This is a genomic window from Diaphorobacter ruginosibacter (assembly GCF_040396215.1).
GTDB lineage: Bacteria > Pseudomonadota > Gammaproteobacteria > Burkholderiales > Burkholderiaceae_C > Diaphorobacter_A > Diaphorobacter_A ruginosibacter_A.
Genome location: NZ_JBEBOW010000020.1, coordinates 15,748 through 34,602, shown reverse-complemented (window position 1 = coordinate 34,602; position 18,855 = coordinate 15,748). Strand labels below are relative to the sequence as shown.

Here is an 18,855-nt window from a genome sequence, read left to right as displayed (position 1 = left end):
TGCTGCTGGCGGTGGTTGCGCTGGTGCTGATGAGCGGCGTGTGGAAGTCCGATGTCGAATGGGTTGTCGCCGGCGCGCACGTGGGCCTGCCCGGCCTGGTGCGTGACGTCGGGCTCATTGTCGTGGCCATTCTTTCGCTGAAGATCACGCCCCGACCTGTGCACGAGAAAAACCAGTTCAACTGGGGGCCGATGCTCGAAGTGGCCAAGCTGTTCGCGGGTATTTTCCTGACCATCATTCCGGTGATCGCCATGCTCAAGGCGGGGGTGAACGGGCCGTTCGGCGCCATCGTCTCCGCCGTCACGCGCCCGGACGGATCTCCCGATCCGGCGATGTATTTCTGGGCCGCGGGCGCGCTCAGTTCCTTCCTGGACAATGCGCCGACGTATCTGGTGTTCTTCAACACCGCCGGTGGCGATCCGCAGGTGCTGATGACCACGCTGGCCCCGGTGCTCGCGGCCATTTCAGCGGGCTCGGTGTTCATGGGGGCGAACACGTATATCGGCAATGCGCCCAACATGATGGTCAAGGCCATCGCCGAAGACCGGGGCGTGAGGATGCCCAGCTTCTTCGGCTACATGGCCTGGTCGGGCTGCGTGCTGATCCCCATCTTCATCATCATGACCTTCATCTGGTTCCGTTGAAGGCAGCATTCCGTTCAAGAGACAAATTCCAAAAAGGAAAGGCAATTCCCCGTCATGACCAAGCCACGCATTCTGGTGACACGCAAGATTTTTCCCGAGGTGATCGAGAAGCTGTCACGGCATTTCGACGTTGAATCCAACCAGGATGATGTGCTGTGGAGCGACGCCGAGCTCACCGAGCGGCTCAAGGACAAGGACGGCGCGCTCACCACCGGCACGCAGCCCATCAACGCGGCGTTGCTCGCCGCCTGCCCCAAGCTGCGCATCGTCTCCAACATGACGGTCGGCTACAACAATTTCGACGTGGCGGCGATGACCGAGGCGGGTGTGCTGGGCACCAACACGCCCGACGTGCTCACGGAGACCACCGCCGACTTCGGCTTTGCGCTGCTGATGGCGGCTGCGCGCCGCGTGACCGAAAGCGAGCACTATCTGCGCGCGGGCCAATGGACGCGCTGGAGCTACGACATGTTCGCGGGCGCGGAAGTGCACGGCAGTACGCTGGGTATCCTTGGCATGGGCCGCATCGGGCAGGGCATCGCGCGGCGCGGCGCGCACGGCTTCGGCATGAAGGTCATCTATCACAACCGTTCGCGCCTGACGCCCGAGCTGGAAGCCGAATGCGGAGCAGGGTACGTGAGCAAGGAGGACCTGCTCGCGCAGGCCGATCACCTCGTGCTGGTGCTGCCCTATACGCCGCAATCGCACCACGCGATCGGTGCCCCGGAGCTCGCGCGCATGAAGCCCACGGCCACGCTGGTCAACATTGCGCGAGGCGGCATCGTCGATGATGCGGCGCTGGCGCAGGCGCTGATGGACAGGCGCATCGCGGCCGCGGGGATCGACGTGTTCGAGGGCGAACCGTCGGTCTATCCAGGGCTGCTGCAGGTGCCCAACGTGGTGCTGACTCCGCACATCGCCAGCGCCACGGTGAAGACGCGCCTGAAGATGAGCCATCTCGCCGCCGACAATCTGATCGCTTACCTCGAAGGCCGGGCGCCCATCACCCCCGTGAATCAGCCCGCAAGGCGCGCATGAGCGATGTGCAGAGTGCGCGGCAATGTGTGGCCTTCGTGATGATCACGCCGCCTGAACAGAGATGACGCTCGAGATGTTCGTCCCATGGGGGCTGCTGGCGGTCGTGGTGGGGCTGCTGGCCGTGCTCGTGCTGCGCAAGCCGCGCGTCGAGATATCGCCCGAGCTGCAGCAGCGTCTGCAGGGGCTGGAGGCGGTGGCGCGCGCCACCGAGCTGGCCGTCGCCAAGAACGATGGCGCGATGAACGGCATGGCGCTGCATCTGCGCGCGTTCTCGCAAACCTCGCAAGACGCGCTCGATGGGGTGCGCGATGCGGTCGAGGAGCGTCTTGCGCTGGCGGTCAACGAGGCGCGCATGAGCCGCAACGAACTGCAGACTTCGCTGGGCTCGTTCGAGACCAAGCTCGATCAGCGGCTGGCGCTGCTGGATTCCGCGTTCGCGCAGCGCTTCGATGCGCTCTCGCACACTCTGCGCGGCACGCTCAACGAGCGCCTTGCCGCGCTGCAGACGGACAACTCGGCCAGGCTCGAGGAAATGCGCCGCACGGTCGATGAAAAGCTCCACGCAACGCTGGAGCAGCGGCTGGGCGAATCGTTCAAGCTGGTGAGCGAGCGGCTGGAGCAGGTGCACAAGGGGCTGGGCGAAATGCAGACGCTCGCGGGCAGCGTGGGCGACCTCAAGCGCGTGATGACCAATGTGAAGTCGCGCGGAACCTGGGGCGAGATGCAACTGGGCGCGATCATCGACAACGTGCTGTCGCCGGAGCAGTATGCGCGCAACGTGAAGACGGTTCCGGGCAGCGATGAGCTGGTGGAGTTCGCGATCCGTCTTCCTGGAAAGAAGGACGATGCCCCCGTGTGGCTGCCCATCGATTCCAAGTATCCGGTGGAGCATTACCAGCGGCTGCTGGACGCCAGCGACGCGGCCGACAAGGCCGCCATGCTGGCGGCGGGCAATGCGTTCGAGACATCGATCCGGCTGGAAGCCAGGAAGATTTCCAGCAAATACGTCGCTCCGCCGCACACCACCGATTTCGCGGTGCTGTACCTGCCCACCGAAGGCCTGTTCGCCGAGGTCATGCGCAGGCCCGGGCTGGTGGAAGCCATCCAGAACGAATGCCGCGTGATGATCACCGGGCCCGCGAATCTGGCGGCCATGCTCAACAGCCTGCAGATGGGATTCAAGACGCTCGCGATTGAAAAGCGCTCGTCCGAAGTCTGGTCGGTGCTCGGGCAGGTCAAGACCGAGTTCCAGAATTTCGGGGCGGTGGTCGATGCCACGCGTAAGTCCATCGAGGCCGCGGCGCGCAAGTTCGACCAGGTGGACGTGCGCACGCGGGCCATCCAGCGCAAACTGCGTTCGGTGCAGGATCTGCCGGCCTTGCCGCAAGGCGAGGGCGCTGGCGATCCCTTGATCGAGGATGAGGAAGAGTAAAGTGAATTTCTCCCTCATGCGGCTGATCGCCGGGCAGATCTGCATTCACGCCAGCATGACCGGGATGCGCATGGCCGCTCCGCTCCTGGCGCTGCGCGAGGGCTACAGCGCGGCGGCAGTGGGCATATTGCTGGCGCTGTTCGCGCTCACCCAGGTCTTCCTGGCGTTGCCTGCGGGCAGGTATGCGGACCGCCACGGGCTCAGGCGGCCGGTGAAATACGCGGTCATGGCTGCGGCGGCGGGCTGCGCCGTGCCATTGATCTTTCCCGTCTATCCGGCGCTGTGCCTTGCCGCGCTGTGCACGGGCGCCGCGACGGGCACGGCCACCATCGCCCTGCAGCGCCATGTGGGCCGCGCCGCGCATGACGGCACGCAACTGCGGCAGGTGTTCAGCTGGCTCGCCATCGGCCCGGCGGTATCCAACTTCATCGGCCCCTTCTTCGCCGGGATGCTGATCGACCATGCCGGCAGCCAGGAGGGCAGCACGGTCGGCTATCGCGCGGCGTTCGGGATGATGATGGCGATGGCGCTGCTGACCTGGCTCTGGGTGCGGTCCGCCAAGGAAATGCCGCCGGTGATCGCGGCGGACGACGGCAAGAGGCAGAAGGCCTGGGATTTGTTACGCGAGCCCGATTTCCGCAGGCTGCTCATTCTCAACTGGCTGCTCTCGTCATGCTGGGACGTGCACACCTTCGTCGTGCCGCTGCTGGGGCATGAACGCGGGCTCCAGGCATCGGTCATCGGCACGATTCTTGGCATGTTCGCGCTGGCCGCGGCGCTGATCCGCGTGTTGATGCCGTTGATTGCCGAGCGCCTGAGGGAGGCGACGGTGCTGTGCGTGGCCATGGCCATCACGGCGCTGCTGTTCGCCGTTTACCCGCTGATGCCGACCGCATTCCTGCTGGGCACCTGCTCGGTGCTGCTGGGGCTGGCGCTGGGTTCGGTGCAGCCGATGATCATGAGCATGCTGCACCAGCTCACGCCACCGGCGCGGCATGGCGAGGCGCTGGGGTTGCGGCTGATGGCCATCAACGGCTCCAGCGTGCTCATGCCGGTCATCTTCGGCTACGCGGGGGCGCTCGTCGGCGTGGCCGGCCTGTTCTGGATGGTGGGCGCGGCGGTGGGCTCGGGGTCGCGCATCGCATGGAAGATGCGCGGCGTGAAGTTTCCGGCGCTGCCGCATTGAGCGGCGCGGCGGCGCCTTCCGTACCTGCGGGGCGTTTGCGGGATCAGATGTGGTAGAAATTCCGGATCAACTGCCAGGCCTCGGCGGGATCATCCACATAGTGGAATAGCTTGAGGTCGTTGGCCGAGACCGTGCCCTGTTCGACCAGCGCGTCGAAGTTGATCAGTTTCTTCCAGAACTCCGAGCCGAACAGGATGATCGGCAGCGCCTTGGCCTTGCCGGTCTGCACCAGCGTGAGCACTTCGAACAGCTCATCGAGCGTTCCAAACCCGCCGGGAAACGCGACCAGCGCCTTCGCGCGCATGAGAAAGTGCATCTTGCGCAGCGCGAAATAGTGGAACTTGAAGCACAGCGAGGGCGATATGTATTTGTTGCCGCTTTGCTCGTGCGGCAGCGTGATGTTCAGGCCCACGTTGAGCGCGCCCGCATCATGCGCGCCTCGATTGGCGGCCTCCATGATGCCGGGGCCGCCACCCGTGCAGATGTAGATGCGCTCTTTCTGGGGGCGGCTCTTGCCGTATTCCGCGACCAGCCGCGCGAACTGCCGCGCCTGATCGTAGTAGTGCGAATTGCGTACCGCGAGCTCGCCGCGGGCGATGCGTTCCTCATCGCCGCTGGCCTGGGCAGCCTGCAATTGCTGCGCCGCGTCTTCCTTGGACAGCATGCGCGCGCTGCCATACACGACGACGGTGTGCTCGATGCCCAGGGCCGCCATTTCCAGGTCGGGCTTGAGCAGCTCCAGCTGGAAACGGATGCCGCGCGTTTCGCGGCGCAGCATGAACTCGGGATCGGCGAAGGCAAGGCGATACGCGTCCGCGTCCAGCGGATTGCCCGCGACGGCGAAGTTGTGGAGTTCCGCCCAGGCATCGGCCAGGCGGCGGTCGTTCAGGTCGGTATTGGCTTCCATGAGAATTCTTGTTGTTGGGGCTCTCGAAGGGATGGTCCCTGGAGCGTTGAGGACTGGATCGGTGCGAGTGTGGCGTTGGCCCTGTTCACACCGGGTTCAATGCGCCGACCGGCACGGCTGTTCCTGGATCGGCATGCTTCAGCGTTGCGGAGTCCACATCAGGCCGATGGTCTGCAGCCCGAACCACGTCATGCACAGCGAGCCGAGCAGATGCAGCGAGCACCAGGCCAGCGCCGTGCCAAGGCGCTGCTCCTGGAGCAGGCCGACCACTTCGGCGGAAAAGCTGGAGAACGTGGTGAGCGCGCCAAGGAATCCGGTGATGAGCAGCAGCCGCCAGGCGGGGTCGATCTGCGGCAATGCCTGAAAGAAGCCCACGCAGATTCCGATGAGGTAGCCGCCCACGATGTTGGCGACCAGGGTACCCCAGGGAAGAGCCGCGCCTGCACTGAGCCACAGCCCCAGGCCCCAGCGCGCGAGCGCGCCGAAACAGGCACCGAAGCAGACGGCAATCACTTGAATCAGCATCCGGGCATTGTAGGGGATGGATGAAGCCGCCCGGGTGCGCGGCGGGTCAGCCCCGGACGGTCATCTTCTCGGGCAGCCAGGTGACGATTTCGGGAAAGACGTAGATGAGCGCGACGGCTACGCACATCAGCAGGAACATGGGCAGCGCCACGCGCGCGATCCATGGCAGCTCCTTGCCCGTCATCCCCTGCAGCACGAAAAGATTGAATCCGACGGGTGGCGTGATCTGCGCCATTTCAACCACCAGCACGATGAAGATGCCGAACCAGATGGGGTCGATGCCCGCGGCGTTCACCGTGGGCATGAGCACGCCCATGGTGAGCACGACCATGGAGATGCCGTCCAGGAAGCAGCCCAGGATGATGTAGAAAACGGCGAGCGCCACGATCAACTGGGCCTTGCTCAGGCCCAGAGACGAAATCCATTCCGCGAGATGGCGCGGCAGGCCGATGTAGCCCATGGCAAGCGTCAGAAACGCCGCGCCGGCGAGGATCAGGGCGATCATGCAGTAAAGGCGGGTTGCTCCATAGAGGGCGTCGCGGAAGCTCTGCCAGTTGAGCGATCCTTGCACCGCGGACAGGATGAGCGAGCCCAGCACGCCCACGCCGGCTGCTTCCGTGGCCGTGGCGAGGCCGGTGTAGATGGAGCCCAGCACGGCCGCGATGAGCAGCACGACCGGGATCAGCGCGCGCGACTCGTGCAGTTTTTCAGCCAGCGTCATGCGCGTGTCGGCCTTGGGCACCAGGCCGGGATTGCGCAGCGCCCACAGGATGATGAATCCCGAGAACAGCGCGGCCAGCAGCACGCCGGGCAGCACGCCGGCGATGAACAGCCTGGAGATCGACACTTCGGCCGTCACGCCATAGACGATCATGATGATGGACGGCGGAATCAGCAGGCCCAGCGTGCTCGCGCCGGCGAGCGTGCCGATGACCATCTTCTCGGGATAGCCGCGCCGGGTGAGTTCCGGCAGCGTCATCTTTCCGATGGTCGCGCAGGTCGCGGCGCTCGAGCCGGAGACCGCGGCAAAGATCGTGCATCCCACCACGTTGGTGTGCAAAAGCCGTCCCGGCAGGTTCTGCACCCACGGCGCGAGGCCCTTGAACATGTCCTGCGAGAGCCGCGTGCGGAACAGGATCTCGCCCATCCAGACGAACAGCGGCAGCGCTGTGAGCGTCCAGCTCGAGGCGGATCCCCAGATCGTGACCGCCATCGCGTCACCAGCGGGCCGTGAGGAAAACAGCTGCATGCCGATCCAGGCCACGCCCGAGAGCGTCAGCCCGATCCAGACCCCGCTGCCCAGGATCAGGAACAGCGCGGCAATCAACAATGCGGTGATGGCGAGATCACTCATCGGAGTGCTTTCATGATGATGTGCCCAAGGCCACGGCGTCAGCCCTGGCCGCTCATTCGTTGCGCAGCGCTTCGCCGCTGACGGGAACGCTGCGTTTGCCCAGGATCTCCAGCACCAGTTCGTCAACGCAGGCAATCGCCAGGACCACCGCGCCCAGGGCCATGGAGAGCTGGGGAATCCACAGCGGCGTGGCGTCGTTGCTGGTGGAGACGTCATTGAATTCGTGTGATTGCCAGGCCAGCCTGATGCTGTAGTAGGCGAACAGGATGGCGAGCATCGAGCCTATGGCGAGCGCGGTGATTTCAAGGCCTTTGCGCGGCCTGCCCTTGAGCGCATTGATGATCAGCGTGACGCGGATATGCTCGCCGCGCTTGAGCGTGTGGGCAAGCGCCAGAAAGCCCGCCGCGGCCATGAGGTACCCGGCATAGGCGTCGATCCCGGAGATCAGGAAATTCATCTGGCGGCTGAGAATCGACAGCAGCACCGCCGCCAGCAGGGCCACCATGGAGATGGCCGCGAGCGCCGCCGTCGTGTCATAGAGAGCGTTCAGCAGGCGCCGCATGGCTTGTCCATTGTCGTGTTGTCCATCGTCCATCCATTCATGCGTTGCGCTGCTCGCTGCGGCGGTGACTCACTTGCGGTAGGCGTCCACCAGGGCCTTGCCCTCCGGGCCCGCCTTGTCCAGCCACTCCTTGAGCATGGTCTCTCCCACCTTGTTCATGTCGGACTTGAGTTGCGTGCTGGGCGGCAGAACCTGCATGCCTTCGGCCTTGAGTTTGGCGAGCGTGTCGTCGTTGACGCGGCGGCTGGCGGCCCAGCCGCGCGTTTCCGCATCGGCGGCGGCCTTGAACACCGCATCCTGGGTGGGTTTGTCGAGCGCGTCGAACGCCTTCTTGTTCATGATGACGGCGTTCTTGGGCAGCCAGGCCTGGGTGTCGTAGTAGTACTTGAGGTGCTCATAGAGCTTGCTGTCCACGCCCGTGGCGCCCGAGGTCATGGTCGACTCCACCACGCCCGTCGCCAGCGCCTGCGAGAACTCCGCCGCCTGCACGGTGACGGGCTGCGCGCCCACCAGTTCGGCAATGCGCGCGGTGGCCGGACTGTAGGCGCGCCATTTGACGCCCTTGAGATCGGCCGCGCTGTTGATGGGCTTCTTGGTGTAGATGCCCTGCGTGGGCCATGCAACCGAATACAGAAGCATCATGCCCTGCTCGCCGAGCTTTTTCTCGAGAAACGGCTTTTGCGCCTTGTACAGCTTCATCGCCGAGTCGTAGCTGTCGGCGAGAAACGGAATGCCGTCCACGCCGTAGAGCTGCCACTCGTTCTGGAAGTTGACCAGCAGGATCTCGCCGAGCTGGGCCTGCGCGCCCTGCACGGCGCGCTTGATTTCCGGCGCCTTGAACAGGGAGGCGTTGGAATGGACGGTGATCTTGAGCTTGCCGCCGCTGGCGCTTTCCACATCCTTGGCGAACTGGGCGATGTTTTCCGTGTGGAAATTCGTGGCGGGATAGGCGGTGGCGAAATCCCATTTGGCCTGCGCCTGCGCAGATGAAAATCCAACCGTGCCCAGCACGGCCACTGCAATGGCGGAAAAGACTCTGCGCTTCATCGTTATTGCTCCACGGAAGGTGAGTGGGAAGGAAGTCGTCCGGCCCGGCTGCCGATATTCCGGATCAATGTAGCGGATGGCTTTTTGATGACTAATAGGTGAATACCTTGATAAGCCGGGAAGCCCGTGGCCCGCGCGTATTGCATGCGGGTGGGCGTCATGGAAAATGGCGTGCTCAAGCAACAGCAACACGCGCGTGCGCGCATGGGATCGAAATGACAAGTCAACGCTGGCAGTTCTGGGTGGATCGAGGGGGTACGTTCACGGACGTGGTGGGAAGAAGGCCCGGCGGCGGCATCGTCACGCACAAGCTGCTGTCGGAGAACCCTGAGCAATACCGCGATGCGGCGGTCGCGGGCATTCGCCATCTTCTTGGCCTGAAGGCTGGCGATGCGGTTCCCGTCGATCGCATCGAATGCGTGAAGATGGGCACGACGGTGGCGACCAATGCGCTGCTGGAGCGCAAGGGCGAGCCAACTCTGCTGGTCACCACGCGCGGATTCCGGGATGCGCTGCGCATTGCGTACCAGAACCGCCCACGGCTCTTTGATCGGCACATCGTCCTGCCCGAGCTGCTCTACAGCCGGGTGATCGAGGCGCAGGAGCGCATGGGCGCGGATGGCGAAGTCGTCGAGGCGCTGGACGCGGAGCATCTGCGCGAGCGGCTCTGGGCCGCGCATGACGCGGGCCTGCGCAGCGTCGCCATCGTGTTCATGCACGGCTGGCGCTATACGCAGCACGAGGCCGAGGCCGCGGAGCTTGCGCGCGGCGCGGGGTTCACCCAGATCAGCACCTCGCATGGCACGAGCCCGCTGATGAAGTTCGTGAGCCGTGGCGACACCACGGTGGTCGATGCCTACCTTTCTCCGATCCTGCGGCGCTACGTGGAGCAGGTGCAGTCGCAGCTGCCGGGCGTGCCGCTGTACTTCATGCAGTCCTCCGGCGGCCTGGCGCATGCGCACCGCTTCCAGGGCAAGGACGCGATACTCTCTGGCCCCGCGGGCGGCATCGTCGGCATGGCGCGGACCGCGCAGATCGCCGGGCAGCAGCGCGTGATCGGCTTCGACATGGGCGGCACGTCGACCGACGTGAGCCATTTTGCGGGTGAGTTCGAGCGCGAGTTCGAAACCCAGGTGGCGGGCGTGCGCATGCGCGCTCCGATGATGAGCATCCATACGGTGGCGTCGGGCGGCGGTTCGATCCTCGCATTCGACGGATCGCGCTTTCGCGTGGGGCCGCAAAGCGCCGGAGCGAATCCGGGGCCGGCCAGCTACCGGCGCGGCGGGCCGCTTGCGGTCACCGACGCCAATGTGATGGTGGGCAAGCTGCAGCCCGCGCATTTCCCTCGCGTATTCGGGCATGCCGCCGATGAAAGCCTGGATGCGGATGTCGTGGCGCGCAAGTTCGCCGAGATATCCGGGCCGCTTGGGCGCTCGCCCGAGGCGGTCGCGCATGGCTACATCGAAATTGCCGTGCAGCAGATGGCGAATGCCATCAAGAAGATCTCCGTGGCGCGCGGCTACGACGTCACGCGCTATGCACTGCAATGCTTTGGCGGCGCGGGCGGCCAGCACGCCTGCCTGGTCGCCGATGCGCTGGGCATGGAAAAGGTGTTGATCCATCCGCTGGCCGGAGTGCTCTCTGCCTACGGGATGGGGCTGGCGGATCAGAACGTCATGCGTGAAAAGGCGCTGGAACTGCCATTGACGCAGGCGTCGTATCAGGAGATCGAGACGGTGCTGCGGGAACTGCGGGACGCGGCGGCGGCGGAGCTCGAAGAGCGCGGCCTGCGCGCGGCCGATGCCGTGCTTTTCAGGCGCGCGCACGTGCGCTACGAGGGCGCCGATTCGGCATTGGTGGTGCCGTTTGGAAGCCTGGATGAAATGACGGCGTCGTTCGAGCAGGCCTACCGCCAGCGCTTTGCGTTCCTCATGCAGGGGCGTGGACTGGTGGTCGAGGCCGTTTCGGTCGAGCTGGTGTTTGCTGGCGAGAGCCCGGATGAGCCCAGGCTCCCGGAGCACCCGGCCCGCGACGTGCCGGCGGCGGAGCGGGTGCGGGTCTTTACCGTGGGCGTCGGCGGCGAGCCCGGGTGGCACGATGCGGCCCTGATCGTGCGCGAGGCCATGCGCGCGGGCGACTGCGTGCAGGGGCCGGCCATCATCGCCGAGAAGAACGCCACCACGGTGGTGGAGCCGGGATGGCAGGCACGGCTCACGGCGCTGGATCACCTGCTGCTCACGCGCCATGCGCCACGGGCCAGGCGCGCGGCAGCGGGCACGCAGGTCGATCCGGTGCTGCTGGAGGTTTTCAACAACCTGTTCATGAACATCGCGGAGCAGATGGGGCTGCAGCTTCAGAACACGGCGTATTCGGTCAACATCAAGGAGCGCCTGGATTTCAGCTGCGCGCTATTCGACGGCGATGGGCAATTGATCGCCAATGCGCCGCACATGCCCGTGCATCTGGGCTCCATGGGCGAGAGCATCAAGACCGTGATCGCGCGCAACCGATCGACGATGCGGCGCGGCGACGTCTTCGTGCTCAACGACCCGTATCACGGCGGAACGCATCTGCCGGACATCACGGTGATCACGCCGGTCTACGTGGGCGAAGGCGCCGCGCCCATGTTCTATGTGGGCAGCCGTGGGCATCATGCCGACGTGGGCGGCGCGACGCCCGGCTCCATGCCTCCGTTCTCCACGCGCATCGAGGAGGAGGGCGTGCAGATCGACAACGTCAGGTTGGTGGGCGGCGGCGTGCTGCGCGAGAAGGAAATGACGGAGCTGTTGACGAGCGGTGAATTTCCGGCGCGCAATCCGCGGCAGAACATGGCCGACCTGAAAGCGCAGATCGCCGCCAATGAAAAAGGCGTGCAGGAACTCATCCGCATGGTCGAGCAGTTCTCGCTGCCCGTGGTGCAGGCCTATATGCAGCACGTGCAGGACAACGCGGAGGAGTCCGTGCGGCGCGCGATCGCACGGCTTTCCGCGCGCATGGACGGCGGGCGCTTCACGCTGCCGCTGGACAACGGCGCGCAGATCCAGGTGGCGATCCGCATCGATGCGCGGGATCGCGGCGCGGAGATCGATTTCAGCGGAACGTCCGCGCAGCAGGAGAACAATTTCAACGCGCCGACGGCGGTGTGCATGGCCGCGGTGCTCTACGTCTTCCGAACGCTGGTGGACGACGATATTCCGCTCAATGCGGGCTGCCTCAAGCCGCTGAAGGTACACATTCCCGAGGGTTGCATGCTCAACCCGCTGCCGCCCGCGTCCGTGGTGGCGGGCAATGTGGAGACTTCGTCGTGCATCACCAATGCGCTGCTGGGCGCGCTGGGCGTTTCGGCGGCGAGCCAGTGCACGATGAACAACTTCACTTTTGGCAATGACCGCCATCAGTACTACGAAACGGTCGCGGGCGGCAGCGGCGCCGGCGGGGTGTTTGACGATGCGGGCGCCCTGGTGGGCGGCTTCGACGGCACGAGCGTGGTGCAGACCCATATGACCAATTCGCGCATGACGGACCCGGAGGTGCTGGAGTTCCGTTTTCCGGTGCGGCTGGAGATCTATGCGATCAGGACCGGCTCGGGCGGCCAGGGCCGCTGGAGCGGCGGCAATGGCGGTGTGCGCAGGATGCGTTTCCTGCAACCCATGACCGCCGGGATACTCTCCAATGGCCGTGTGCATGGGGCGTTCGGCATGGCCGGCGGCGGAGCGGGCAAGCCGGGTGTCAATCGCGTCGTGCGCAGCGACGGCCGCGTGGAGGCGTTGCGGCACATAGGCCAGGCGCAGATGGAGGCGGGCGATATTTTTGAAATCCATACGCCGGGCGGCGGCGGATTCGGCGAGCGCGGCGGCTGATCGGCCGGGCCTGCGGCTCCGGCTTCAGTCCGGATCGGCTCCGGACTGGACGGCCGCCGCCTGTGCGCGGCTCTCGCTGTTCTCGCTCAGGCTGGGCGGCACCTTGTCGCCCGAGCGGCGGGCGCGGAACAGCGCGGCGCGCATCAGGAAGATGGTGGTGACGGGCACGGTCACGGCGATGAAGATGGCGATCAGGATGGCGTGGATGGCGAGCGTGTGCTCCTGCACCGAGAAGTAGATCACGGTCGCGTGCATGATGCACCAGGTGGCCATGGTGGCGATGATGGAGGGCGCGTGGACACGCTCGAAATAGCTCTTCAGGCGCAGCAGCCCGCTCGATCCGATCAGCGCGATGAGCGCGCCAAGCACCACGACGGCCGAGATGAAGATATCGAGCCAGAGGGGGAGGATCTGCTCGGTCATTCGATCACCTCGCCGCGCAGCAGGAACTTGGCCATCGCCGTGGAACTGGCGAAGCCCAGCAGCGCAATGAGCAGCGCGGCCTCGAAATAGTTGCTGCTGCTGTAATAGATGCCCAGCACCAGCATGAACAGCATGCCGTTGAGGTACATGCAGTCGAGCGCCAGCACCCGGTCCTGCGCCGCGGGGCCGCGCACGATGCGCAGCAGGCAGCAGAACATGGCCAGCGAAAGCAGAAGCATGGCAAGGGGAAGGGCCACCGAAAGCACGGGGTTGATCATTCGAAAATCTCCATCAGCAGGCGCTCGTACCTGGTTTTGATGTGATCGATGATCACCTGCGGATCATCGACCTCCAGCACGTGCAGCATCAGCGACGACCGATCCAGCGAAAGCTCCGCCCATGCCGTGCCGGGCGTGATGCACACGATCATGGCAAGCACGGCAAGGCCGTTGGGATCGCGCAGCTCGAGTGGAATCGTCACGAAGCCCGAGGGACTGCGGCGCGATTTGGACCACACGAGAAAGCGGACGACGGCAACGTTGGATGCGCTGGTGTCGACCGCCACGGCCCAGCACAGTCGCGCGATGGCCCGGATATTGCGCACGCGCACATGCCTGGGGCGCAGGCCGCTGAACATCACCGGCAGCCACAGCGCCAGCAGCAGCGCCAGCAGGATGTGGCCGGCGCTCAGCGACTGGTTGAGCAGCAGCCAGATCGCGAACAGCGCCACCGAGAGCAGCGGGGCGGGAAAGATCTTCTTCATCATTGCGCGCTCCCGGTCGCATTTTCCATGGCTCCGCTTGCCTGCTCCGGCGAGAGCGGGCCGGGCTTGGGACGCGCGGACATCACCGCATTCACATAGGTGCCGGGCGCGTGCAGCATGTTGGCGGTGGCCTGCGTGAACCGCATCACGGGCTCGGCCTTCACCGTCAGCAAGATGCATGCGAGCAGCAGCATGGCGATGGGCAGGGCTTCCACGAGGCGCAGCCTGGGCGCGGTGCGGGCATGGCTGGCCCAGAACACGCGGATGCCCGCGCGGGTGAGCGCCAGCAGCGCGATCAGCCCGGTGACGATCATGAGCGTCACCAGCGTCCAGCCGGGGGAGCCCAGTTGCATTCCCGCGGAAGAACCCATGCCCAGCGGGTTGATCAGCGCGGTGAGCATGGCGAACTTGCCGATGAAGCCGGACAGCGGCGGCAGCCCGGCGATCACCAGCGTGCACATCAGATAGGCAATGCCCAGAAACGCAGCGGCGGCGGGGATGACGCGGCCCACCAGCACCTCTTCGTCTTCGTCGAAATTGCTGCCGGCCTGGGGTATCAGTTCCGGCGTCAGAAAGGGCGCGGCCTCGTTGAGGTCGTAGGGAGAGAAGCTGGAGCCGTCGTTGCGCCAGCGTTCCACCAGGTCGGCAAGCAGGAACAGCACGCTCACGGCAATGGTGGAGCTGAGCAGGTAGTACAGCAGGCCGGCGGTCAGCTCGTTCTGACCGAACCCGGCCGAGGCCAGAAGGGTGCCGGAGGAAAGGATGGCCGCATAGCCCGCCAGATTGGCAAAGCGCTGCGAGCCCAGCATGCCGATCGCGCCGAAGGCCATGGTCAGGACACCGCCGCAGATCAGCCACATGCCGCCGAACAGCGCGGACGCGCCGGCTTCGCTGCTGAACATGAGGGTCCACAGGCGCACGATGGTGTAGATGCCGACCTTGGTCATCAGCGCGAACAGCGCGCCCACGGGCGGGGTTGCGGCGCTATAGGCCGGCACCAGCCAGAAGTTGAGGGGCCAGACGGCGGCCTTGATGAGAAAGGCAGTGGCGAGAATGGCGGCGGCGGCATGCAGCAGCCCTCGGTCGGCGGCGGCGACGCCGGGAATGCTCTGCGCGAGATCGGCCATGTTCAGCGTGCCGGTGATGCCGTACAGCATCGATGCGCCGATCAGGAAGAGCGATGAGGCAGCGAGGTTGATGGCGATGTAGTGCAGGCCCGCCTGCACGCGCGTGCTGCCGGAGCCGTGCAGCAGCAGCCCATAGGATGCCGCCAGCATGATCTCGAAGAAGACGAAGAGATTGAAAAGGTCCGCCGTGAGGAACGCCCCGGACAGGCCCATGAGCTGCAGCTGGAACAGGGGGTGGTAATGGACCCCCGCGCGGTGCCAGCGCGATGCGGCGAAGATGATGGAGCACAGCCCGACGAAGCTGGTGAGCACCAGCATCATCGCGGAGAGGCGATCGAGCACCAGGACGATGCCGAAGGGGGCGGGCCAGTTGCCGGGCAGGTACACGCCCATGCTGGCGGCGCCGCCGGTCATCTTGCTCCACTTCAGCAGGGTGACGGCGACGATCAGGCTCAGCAGCGTGGATGCCAGGTTGATCACCAGCTTGGCGCGCTGGCGCTCTTCGCCCAGCAGCAGCATCAGGGCGGCCGTGAACATGGGCAGCATGATGGGCGCGAGGATCAGGTGCGGCATCAGCGCCGTGGTCAACTCACTGAAGCCGATCATGGCATCTCCTGCGAGTTGCGGGCATCAACGCCATCCACGTGGTCGGTGCCGCTCATGCCGCGCAGCGCCAGCAGGACCACGAGGAACAGCGCGGTCATGGCGAAGCCGATCACGATGGCCGTCAGCACCAGCGCCTGCGGCATGGGATCGGCGTAGTGATGCAGGTCCTGCGGCACGCCGTTGGCGAGCACGGGCTCCTTGTCGACGGCAAGGCCGATGCGGCCCATGCTGAACATGAACAGGTTGACGGCATAGGACAGCAGCGACAGCCCCATGATCACCTGGAAGGTGCGTGGGCGCAGCAGCAGCCAGACACCGGAGCCGGTCAGGATGCCGATGGCGATGGCGAGCACGATTTCCATCAGCGGGCTCCTTCGGCGGAAAAATCGGGGGAGGTGTTGTCGTCGGATGCCAAGCGTATCGGTTCCTCGGGCTGCTTGACGGTGAGGGCGGCCTGTTGCTCCTCCATCAAGCGTTGGTGATAGCGGTGGCCGCGCACCGATTGGTGGGCAATGGCGATCAGGATCAGCAGCGTCGATCCGACCACGAGCAGGAACACGCCGATGTCGAAGAAGAGCGCGCTTGCGATGTGGATCTCGCCGACCACCGGCAGAGTGAAGTGCATCGTGTGGCTCGTGAGGAACGGGTAGCCGAAGGCGATCGCGCCAAGCCCGGTGCCCAGCGCGAACAGCATGCCCAGCGCGATCCATTTGCGCGGATAGAGCGTGAGATGGGCCTCGACCCATTCGGCGCCCGAGATGATGTACTGCAGCAGCAGCCCCACCGACAGCACCAGGCCCGCGACGAATCCGCCGCCGGGCTCGTTGTGCCCGCGCAGGAACAGGTAGAACGACGCCAGCGCGGTGAACGGCAGCAGCAGGCGAACGAGCACGGCGGGCACCATCAGATAGCCCACCGCGGTGTCCTTGGCGTTGCGAGGATTGAGAAGGTCGGTCTGCAGGTCGGGCGCAAGCCAGCGTTGCTGCTCTGGCAGGTCCATGGCCTCGGGCGCGGGCCGGAAGCGCCTGAGAAGCGCATAGATGGTGAGTGCGACGATGCCCAGCACGACGATTTCGCCAAACGTGTCGAAGCCGCGGAAATCGACCAGCATCACGTTGACCACGTTGGTGCCGCCGCCTTCGGTGAATGCGCGCTCGAGGAAGAACGTCGATGTGCTCTCGGGGAATGGCCGGCTCATCATGGCATAGGCCAGCCATGCCATGCCGCCGCCGGCGCATACGGCGATGATGAAGTCGCGGGTGCGGCGCGCACGGGTGCGCAGCGAGCGGTTGTCGGCGGCGGAGATGGCCTGGTCCCGCTTGGGGAGCCAGCGCAGGCCCAGCAGGATGAGAATGGTGGTGACGATCTCCACCACGAGCTGCGTGAGCGCGAGATCGGGCGCGGAGAACCACAGGAACGTGAGCACCGTGCAGAGCCCTGATCCGCCCATCAGCGTCAGCGCCGCGAGGCGGTGGTACTTGGCCTGCCAGGCGGCGGCCAGGGCGCAGGTCGAGCCCACGATCCACACCACGACGAAGGCGGGCGCCAGCGGCAGGGTGCCACGGTCACCGAACTCTATGCCGCGCGCCATGAGGGGGATGATCGCGCCCACGAGCGCGGCCAGGGCCAGCCAGAGCATCTGCCATTGCAGCCGATTGGTGGACAGCAGGCGCCGGCCGCGGCGCCCGGCATAGGTCAGCCGGGTGATCAGCCACTCGAAGATGCCGCGGCCGCTGATGCGCTGCATGATGGGCGGCGCGTCGATGCGCCCCGCCTCGCGCTGCATGCGCAGAACGCCGTACAGCGCAATGCCTCCAAGCAGCGCGATGATGCTCATGACCAATGGTGTATTGATGCCGTGCCAGATCGAGAGGCTGAACTCCGGCAGGTGCCCCGTGCCGATCACCGGCAGGGCCGCTGCGTTCAGGAACCGGCCGACCGACCAGTTCGGGAAGATGCCAACCACCAGGCAGGCGAGCGCCAGCAGTTCGACCGGAACGCGCATCCAGTGCGGGGGCTCGTGCGGCTGCAGCGGCAGGTCGCTCGCCTTGGGGCCCCAGAACACGTCGACGATGAAGCGCAGCGAATAGGCCACGCTGAACATGCCGGCGACGGTGGCGGCGATGGGCATGGCCATGCTGACGAAGGGCGATGCGTCCACGAACACGGTCTCGGCGAAGAACATTTCCTTCGAAAGAAAGCCATTGAGCAGGGGCACGCCGGCCATGGCGGCCGCGGCGACGGTGGCGAGCGTGGCGGTCACCGGCATCATCTTGCGCAATCCCGAGAGCCTGCGGATGTCGCGTGTGCCGGATTCGTGGTCGATGATGCCCGCCGCCATGAACAGCGATGCCTTGAAGGTCGCGTGGTTCATGATGTGAAAGACCGCGGCGACGGCGGCCAACGGGCTGTTCATGCCCAAGAGCAGGGTGATCAGGCCCAGATGCGAAATCGTGGAATACGCGAGCAGGCCCTTGAGGTCGTTCTGGAACATGGCCGCATAGCCGCCGATGAGCAGCGTCGCAATGCCAGCTCCCCCCACCAGCCAGAACCATTCGTCGGTTCCCGCCATCACAGGCCAGAAGCGGGCCAGCAGGAACACGCCGGCCTTGACCATGGTGGCCGAGTGCAGGTAGGCCGATACCGGCGTGGGCGCGGCCATGGCGTTGGGCAGCCAGAACTGGAACGGGAACTGGGCGCTCTTGGTGAATGCGCCCAGCAGCACCAGGATCAGCGCCGTCAGGTACATCGGGTGATTGCGCACCAATTCCGCGGAGCCGAGCACGCGGTCCAGGTCATAGCTGCCGACGATGTGTCCGATGAGCAGCATGCCCGCGAGCAGGCACAGGCCGCCGGTGCCGGTCACGGTGAGCGCCATGCGTGCGCCCCGGCGGGCGTCCTCTCGGTGGTGCCAGTAGCCGATCAGCAGAAACGAGAACAGGCTGGTCAATTCCCAGAAGAACACCAGCTGAATGATGTTGCCCGACAGCACCACGCCGGACATCGCGCCCATGAACGCGAGGAAGAACGAGAAGAAGCGCGGCACCGGGTCGGCGGGCGACATGTAGTAGCGCGCGTACAGCACGACCAGGCTGCCGATGCCCATGATGAGCATGGAGAACATCCATGCAAAGCCATCCATGCGGATCACGAAATTCAGGCCCAGCGCGGGAAGCCATGCGAACTCCTGCCGGATCACCTCGCCGTGGGCGATCTCGGGAAAGTACATCGCCGTCTGCACCGCGCAGAAAAGCGCGATCACGCCTGCCAGCGTGGACTCGGCATTGCGAGCGTTGGCCGGCAGAACGGCAGCCACGAGGCTCCCGATCAACGGAAGGAGGATCAATAATGCAAGGGACATGGATGACCCATTCTAAGGTC

General features: G+C 65.4%; 16 protein-coding genes. 5 read left to right on the top strand and 11 right to left on the bottom strand.

Annotation, left to right across the window (positions count from 1 at the left end; genetic code table 11):
- The 4 genes from ABWP92_RS04560 to ABWP92_RS04545 all read left to right on the top strand — a co-directional run.
- Positions 1-644 (top strand): sodium:proton antiporter (locus tag ABWP92_RS04560; RefSeq protein WP_353234171.1); only part of this gene is annotated, 644 nt, incomplete at its 5' end.
- A 54-nt stretch (positions 645-698) separates the two neighbouring features.
- Entirely contained in the window at positions 699-1,682 is a 984-nt protein-coding gene (locus ABWP92_RS04555; protein WP_353234170.1) for a 2-hydroxyacid dehydrogenase, read from the top strand.
- Positions 1,683-1,743: 61 nt separating this feature from the next.
- Positions 1,744-3,114, top strand: coding sequence for a DNA recombination protein RmuC (locus tag ABWP92_RS04550; RefSeq protein WP_353234169.1), 1,371 nt, complete (start codon positions 1,744-1,746; stop codon positions 3,112-3,114).
- Between the two features lies 1 nt (position 3,115).
- Positions 3,116-4,300 (top strand): MFS transporter, encoded by a 1,185-nt coding sequence (locus ABWP92_RS04545; protein WP_353234168.1) that lies wholly within the window; start codon positions 3,116-3,118, stop codon positions 4,298-4,300.
- Between the two features lie 43 nt (positions 4,301-4,343).
- On the opposite strand, the gene ABWP92_RS04540 is transcribed toward ABWP92_RS04545, so the two are convergent.
- From ABWP92_RS04540 to ABWP92_RS04520, 5 genes are all read right to left on the bottom strand, one after another.
- Positions 4,344-5,207, bottom strand: a complete 864-nt coding sequence (locus ABWP92_RS04540; protein ID WP_353234167.1) for an LOG family protein — start codon at positions 5,205-5,207, stop codon at positions 4,344-4,346.
- A 138-nt stretch (positions 5,208-5,345) separates the two neighbouring features.
- Positions 5,346-5,732: a fluoride efflux transporter CrcB gene (gene crcB, locus ABWP92_RS04535; RefSeq protein ID WP_502907449.1), complete on the bottom strand. Its 387-nt coding sequence runs from the start codon at positions 5,730-5,732 to the stop codon at positions 5,346-5,348.
- A 46-nt stretch (positions 5,733-5,778) separates the two neighbouring features.
- Positions 5,779-7,086 (bottom strand): TRAP transporter large permease, encoded by a 1,308-nt coding sequence (locus ABWP92_RS04530; protein WP_353234166.1) that lies wholly within the window; start codon positions 7,084-7,086, stop codon positions 5,779-5,781.
- Positions 7,087-7,138: 52 nt separating this feature from the next.
- Positions 7,139-7,648, bottom strand: a complete 510-nt coding sequence (locus ABWP92_RS04525) for a TRAP transporter small permease (RefSeq protein ID WP_353234165.1) — start codon at positions 7,646-7,648, stop codon at positions 7,139-7,141.
- Between the two features lie 69 nt (positions 7,649-7,717).
- On the bottom strand, positions 7,718-8,695 hold the full coding sequence (locus tag ABWP92_RS04520; RefSeq protein WP_353234164.1) for a TRAP transporter substrate-binding protein: 978 nt from the start codon (positions 8,693-8,695) through the stop codon (positions 7,718-7,720).
- Between the two features lie 215 nt (positions 8,696-8,910).
- Between ABWP92_RS04520 and ABWP92_RS04515 the strand changes: the two genes are divergently transcribed.
- Positions 8,911-12,555 (top strand): hydantoinase B/oxoprolinase family protein, encoded by a 3,645-nt coding sequence (locus tag ABWP92_RS04515; RefSeq protein WP_353234163.1) that lies wholly within the window; start codon positions 8,911-8,913, stop codon positions 12,553-12,555.
- A gap of 24 nt (positions 12,556-12,579) precedes the next feature.
- Here ABWP92_RS04515 and mnhG read toward each other — a convergent pair whose 3' ends face one another.
- The 6 genes from mnhG to ABWP92_RS04485 are packed head-to-tail and all read right to left on the bottom strand — an operon-like array spanning position 12,580 to position 18,835.
- Positions 12,580-12,978, bottom strand: a complete 399-nt coding sequence (mnhG, locus tag ABWP92_RS04510) for a monovalent cation/H(+) antiporter subunit G (protein WP_353234162.1) — start codon at positions 12,976-12,978, stop codon at positions 12,580-12,582.
- Entirely contained in the window at positions 12,975-13,256 is a 282-nt protein-coding gene (locus ABWP92_RS04505; RefSeq protein WP_353234161.1) for a K+/H+ antiporter subunit F, read from the bottom strand. Before ABWP92_RS04505 ends, mnhG begins: the two co-directional genes overlap by 4 nt.
- Positions 13,253-13,744, bottom strand: coding sequence for a Na+/H+ antiporter subunit E (locus ABWP92_RS04500; RefSeq protein ID WP_353234160.1), 492 nt, complete (start codon positions 13,742-13,744; stop codon positions 13,253-13,255). The genes ABWP92_RS04505 and ABWP92_RS04500 overlap by 4 nt, the downstream gene beginning before the upstream one ends.
- Positions 13,741-15,474 (bottom strand): monovalent cation/H+ antiporter subunit D, encoded by a 1,734-nt coding sequence (locus tag ABWP92_RS04495; RefSeq protein WP_353234159.1) that lies wholly within the window; start codon positions 15,472-15,474, stop codon positions 13,741-13,743. Before ABWP92_RS04495 ends, ABWP92_RS04500 begins: the two co-directional genes overlap by 4 nt.
- A complete protein-coding gene (locus ABWP92_RS04490) occupies positions 15,471-15,836 on the bottom strand; it encodes a Na+/H+ antiporter subunit C (RefSeq protein WP_353234158.1) in 366 nt (121 codons plus the stop codon). Before ABWP92_RS04490 ends, ABWP92_RS04495 begins: the two co-directional genes overlap by 4 nt.
- Positions 15,836-18,835 (bottom strand): monovalent cation/H+ antiporter subunit A, encoded by a 3,000-nt coding sequence (locus ABWP92_RS04485; RefSeq protein WP_353234157.1) that lies wholly within the window; start codon positions 18,833-18,835, stop codon positions 15,836-15,838. Before ABWP92_RS04485 ends, ABWP92_RS04490 begins: the two co-directional genes overlap by 1 nt.
- Positions 18,836-18,855: the final 20 nt, after the last annotated feature.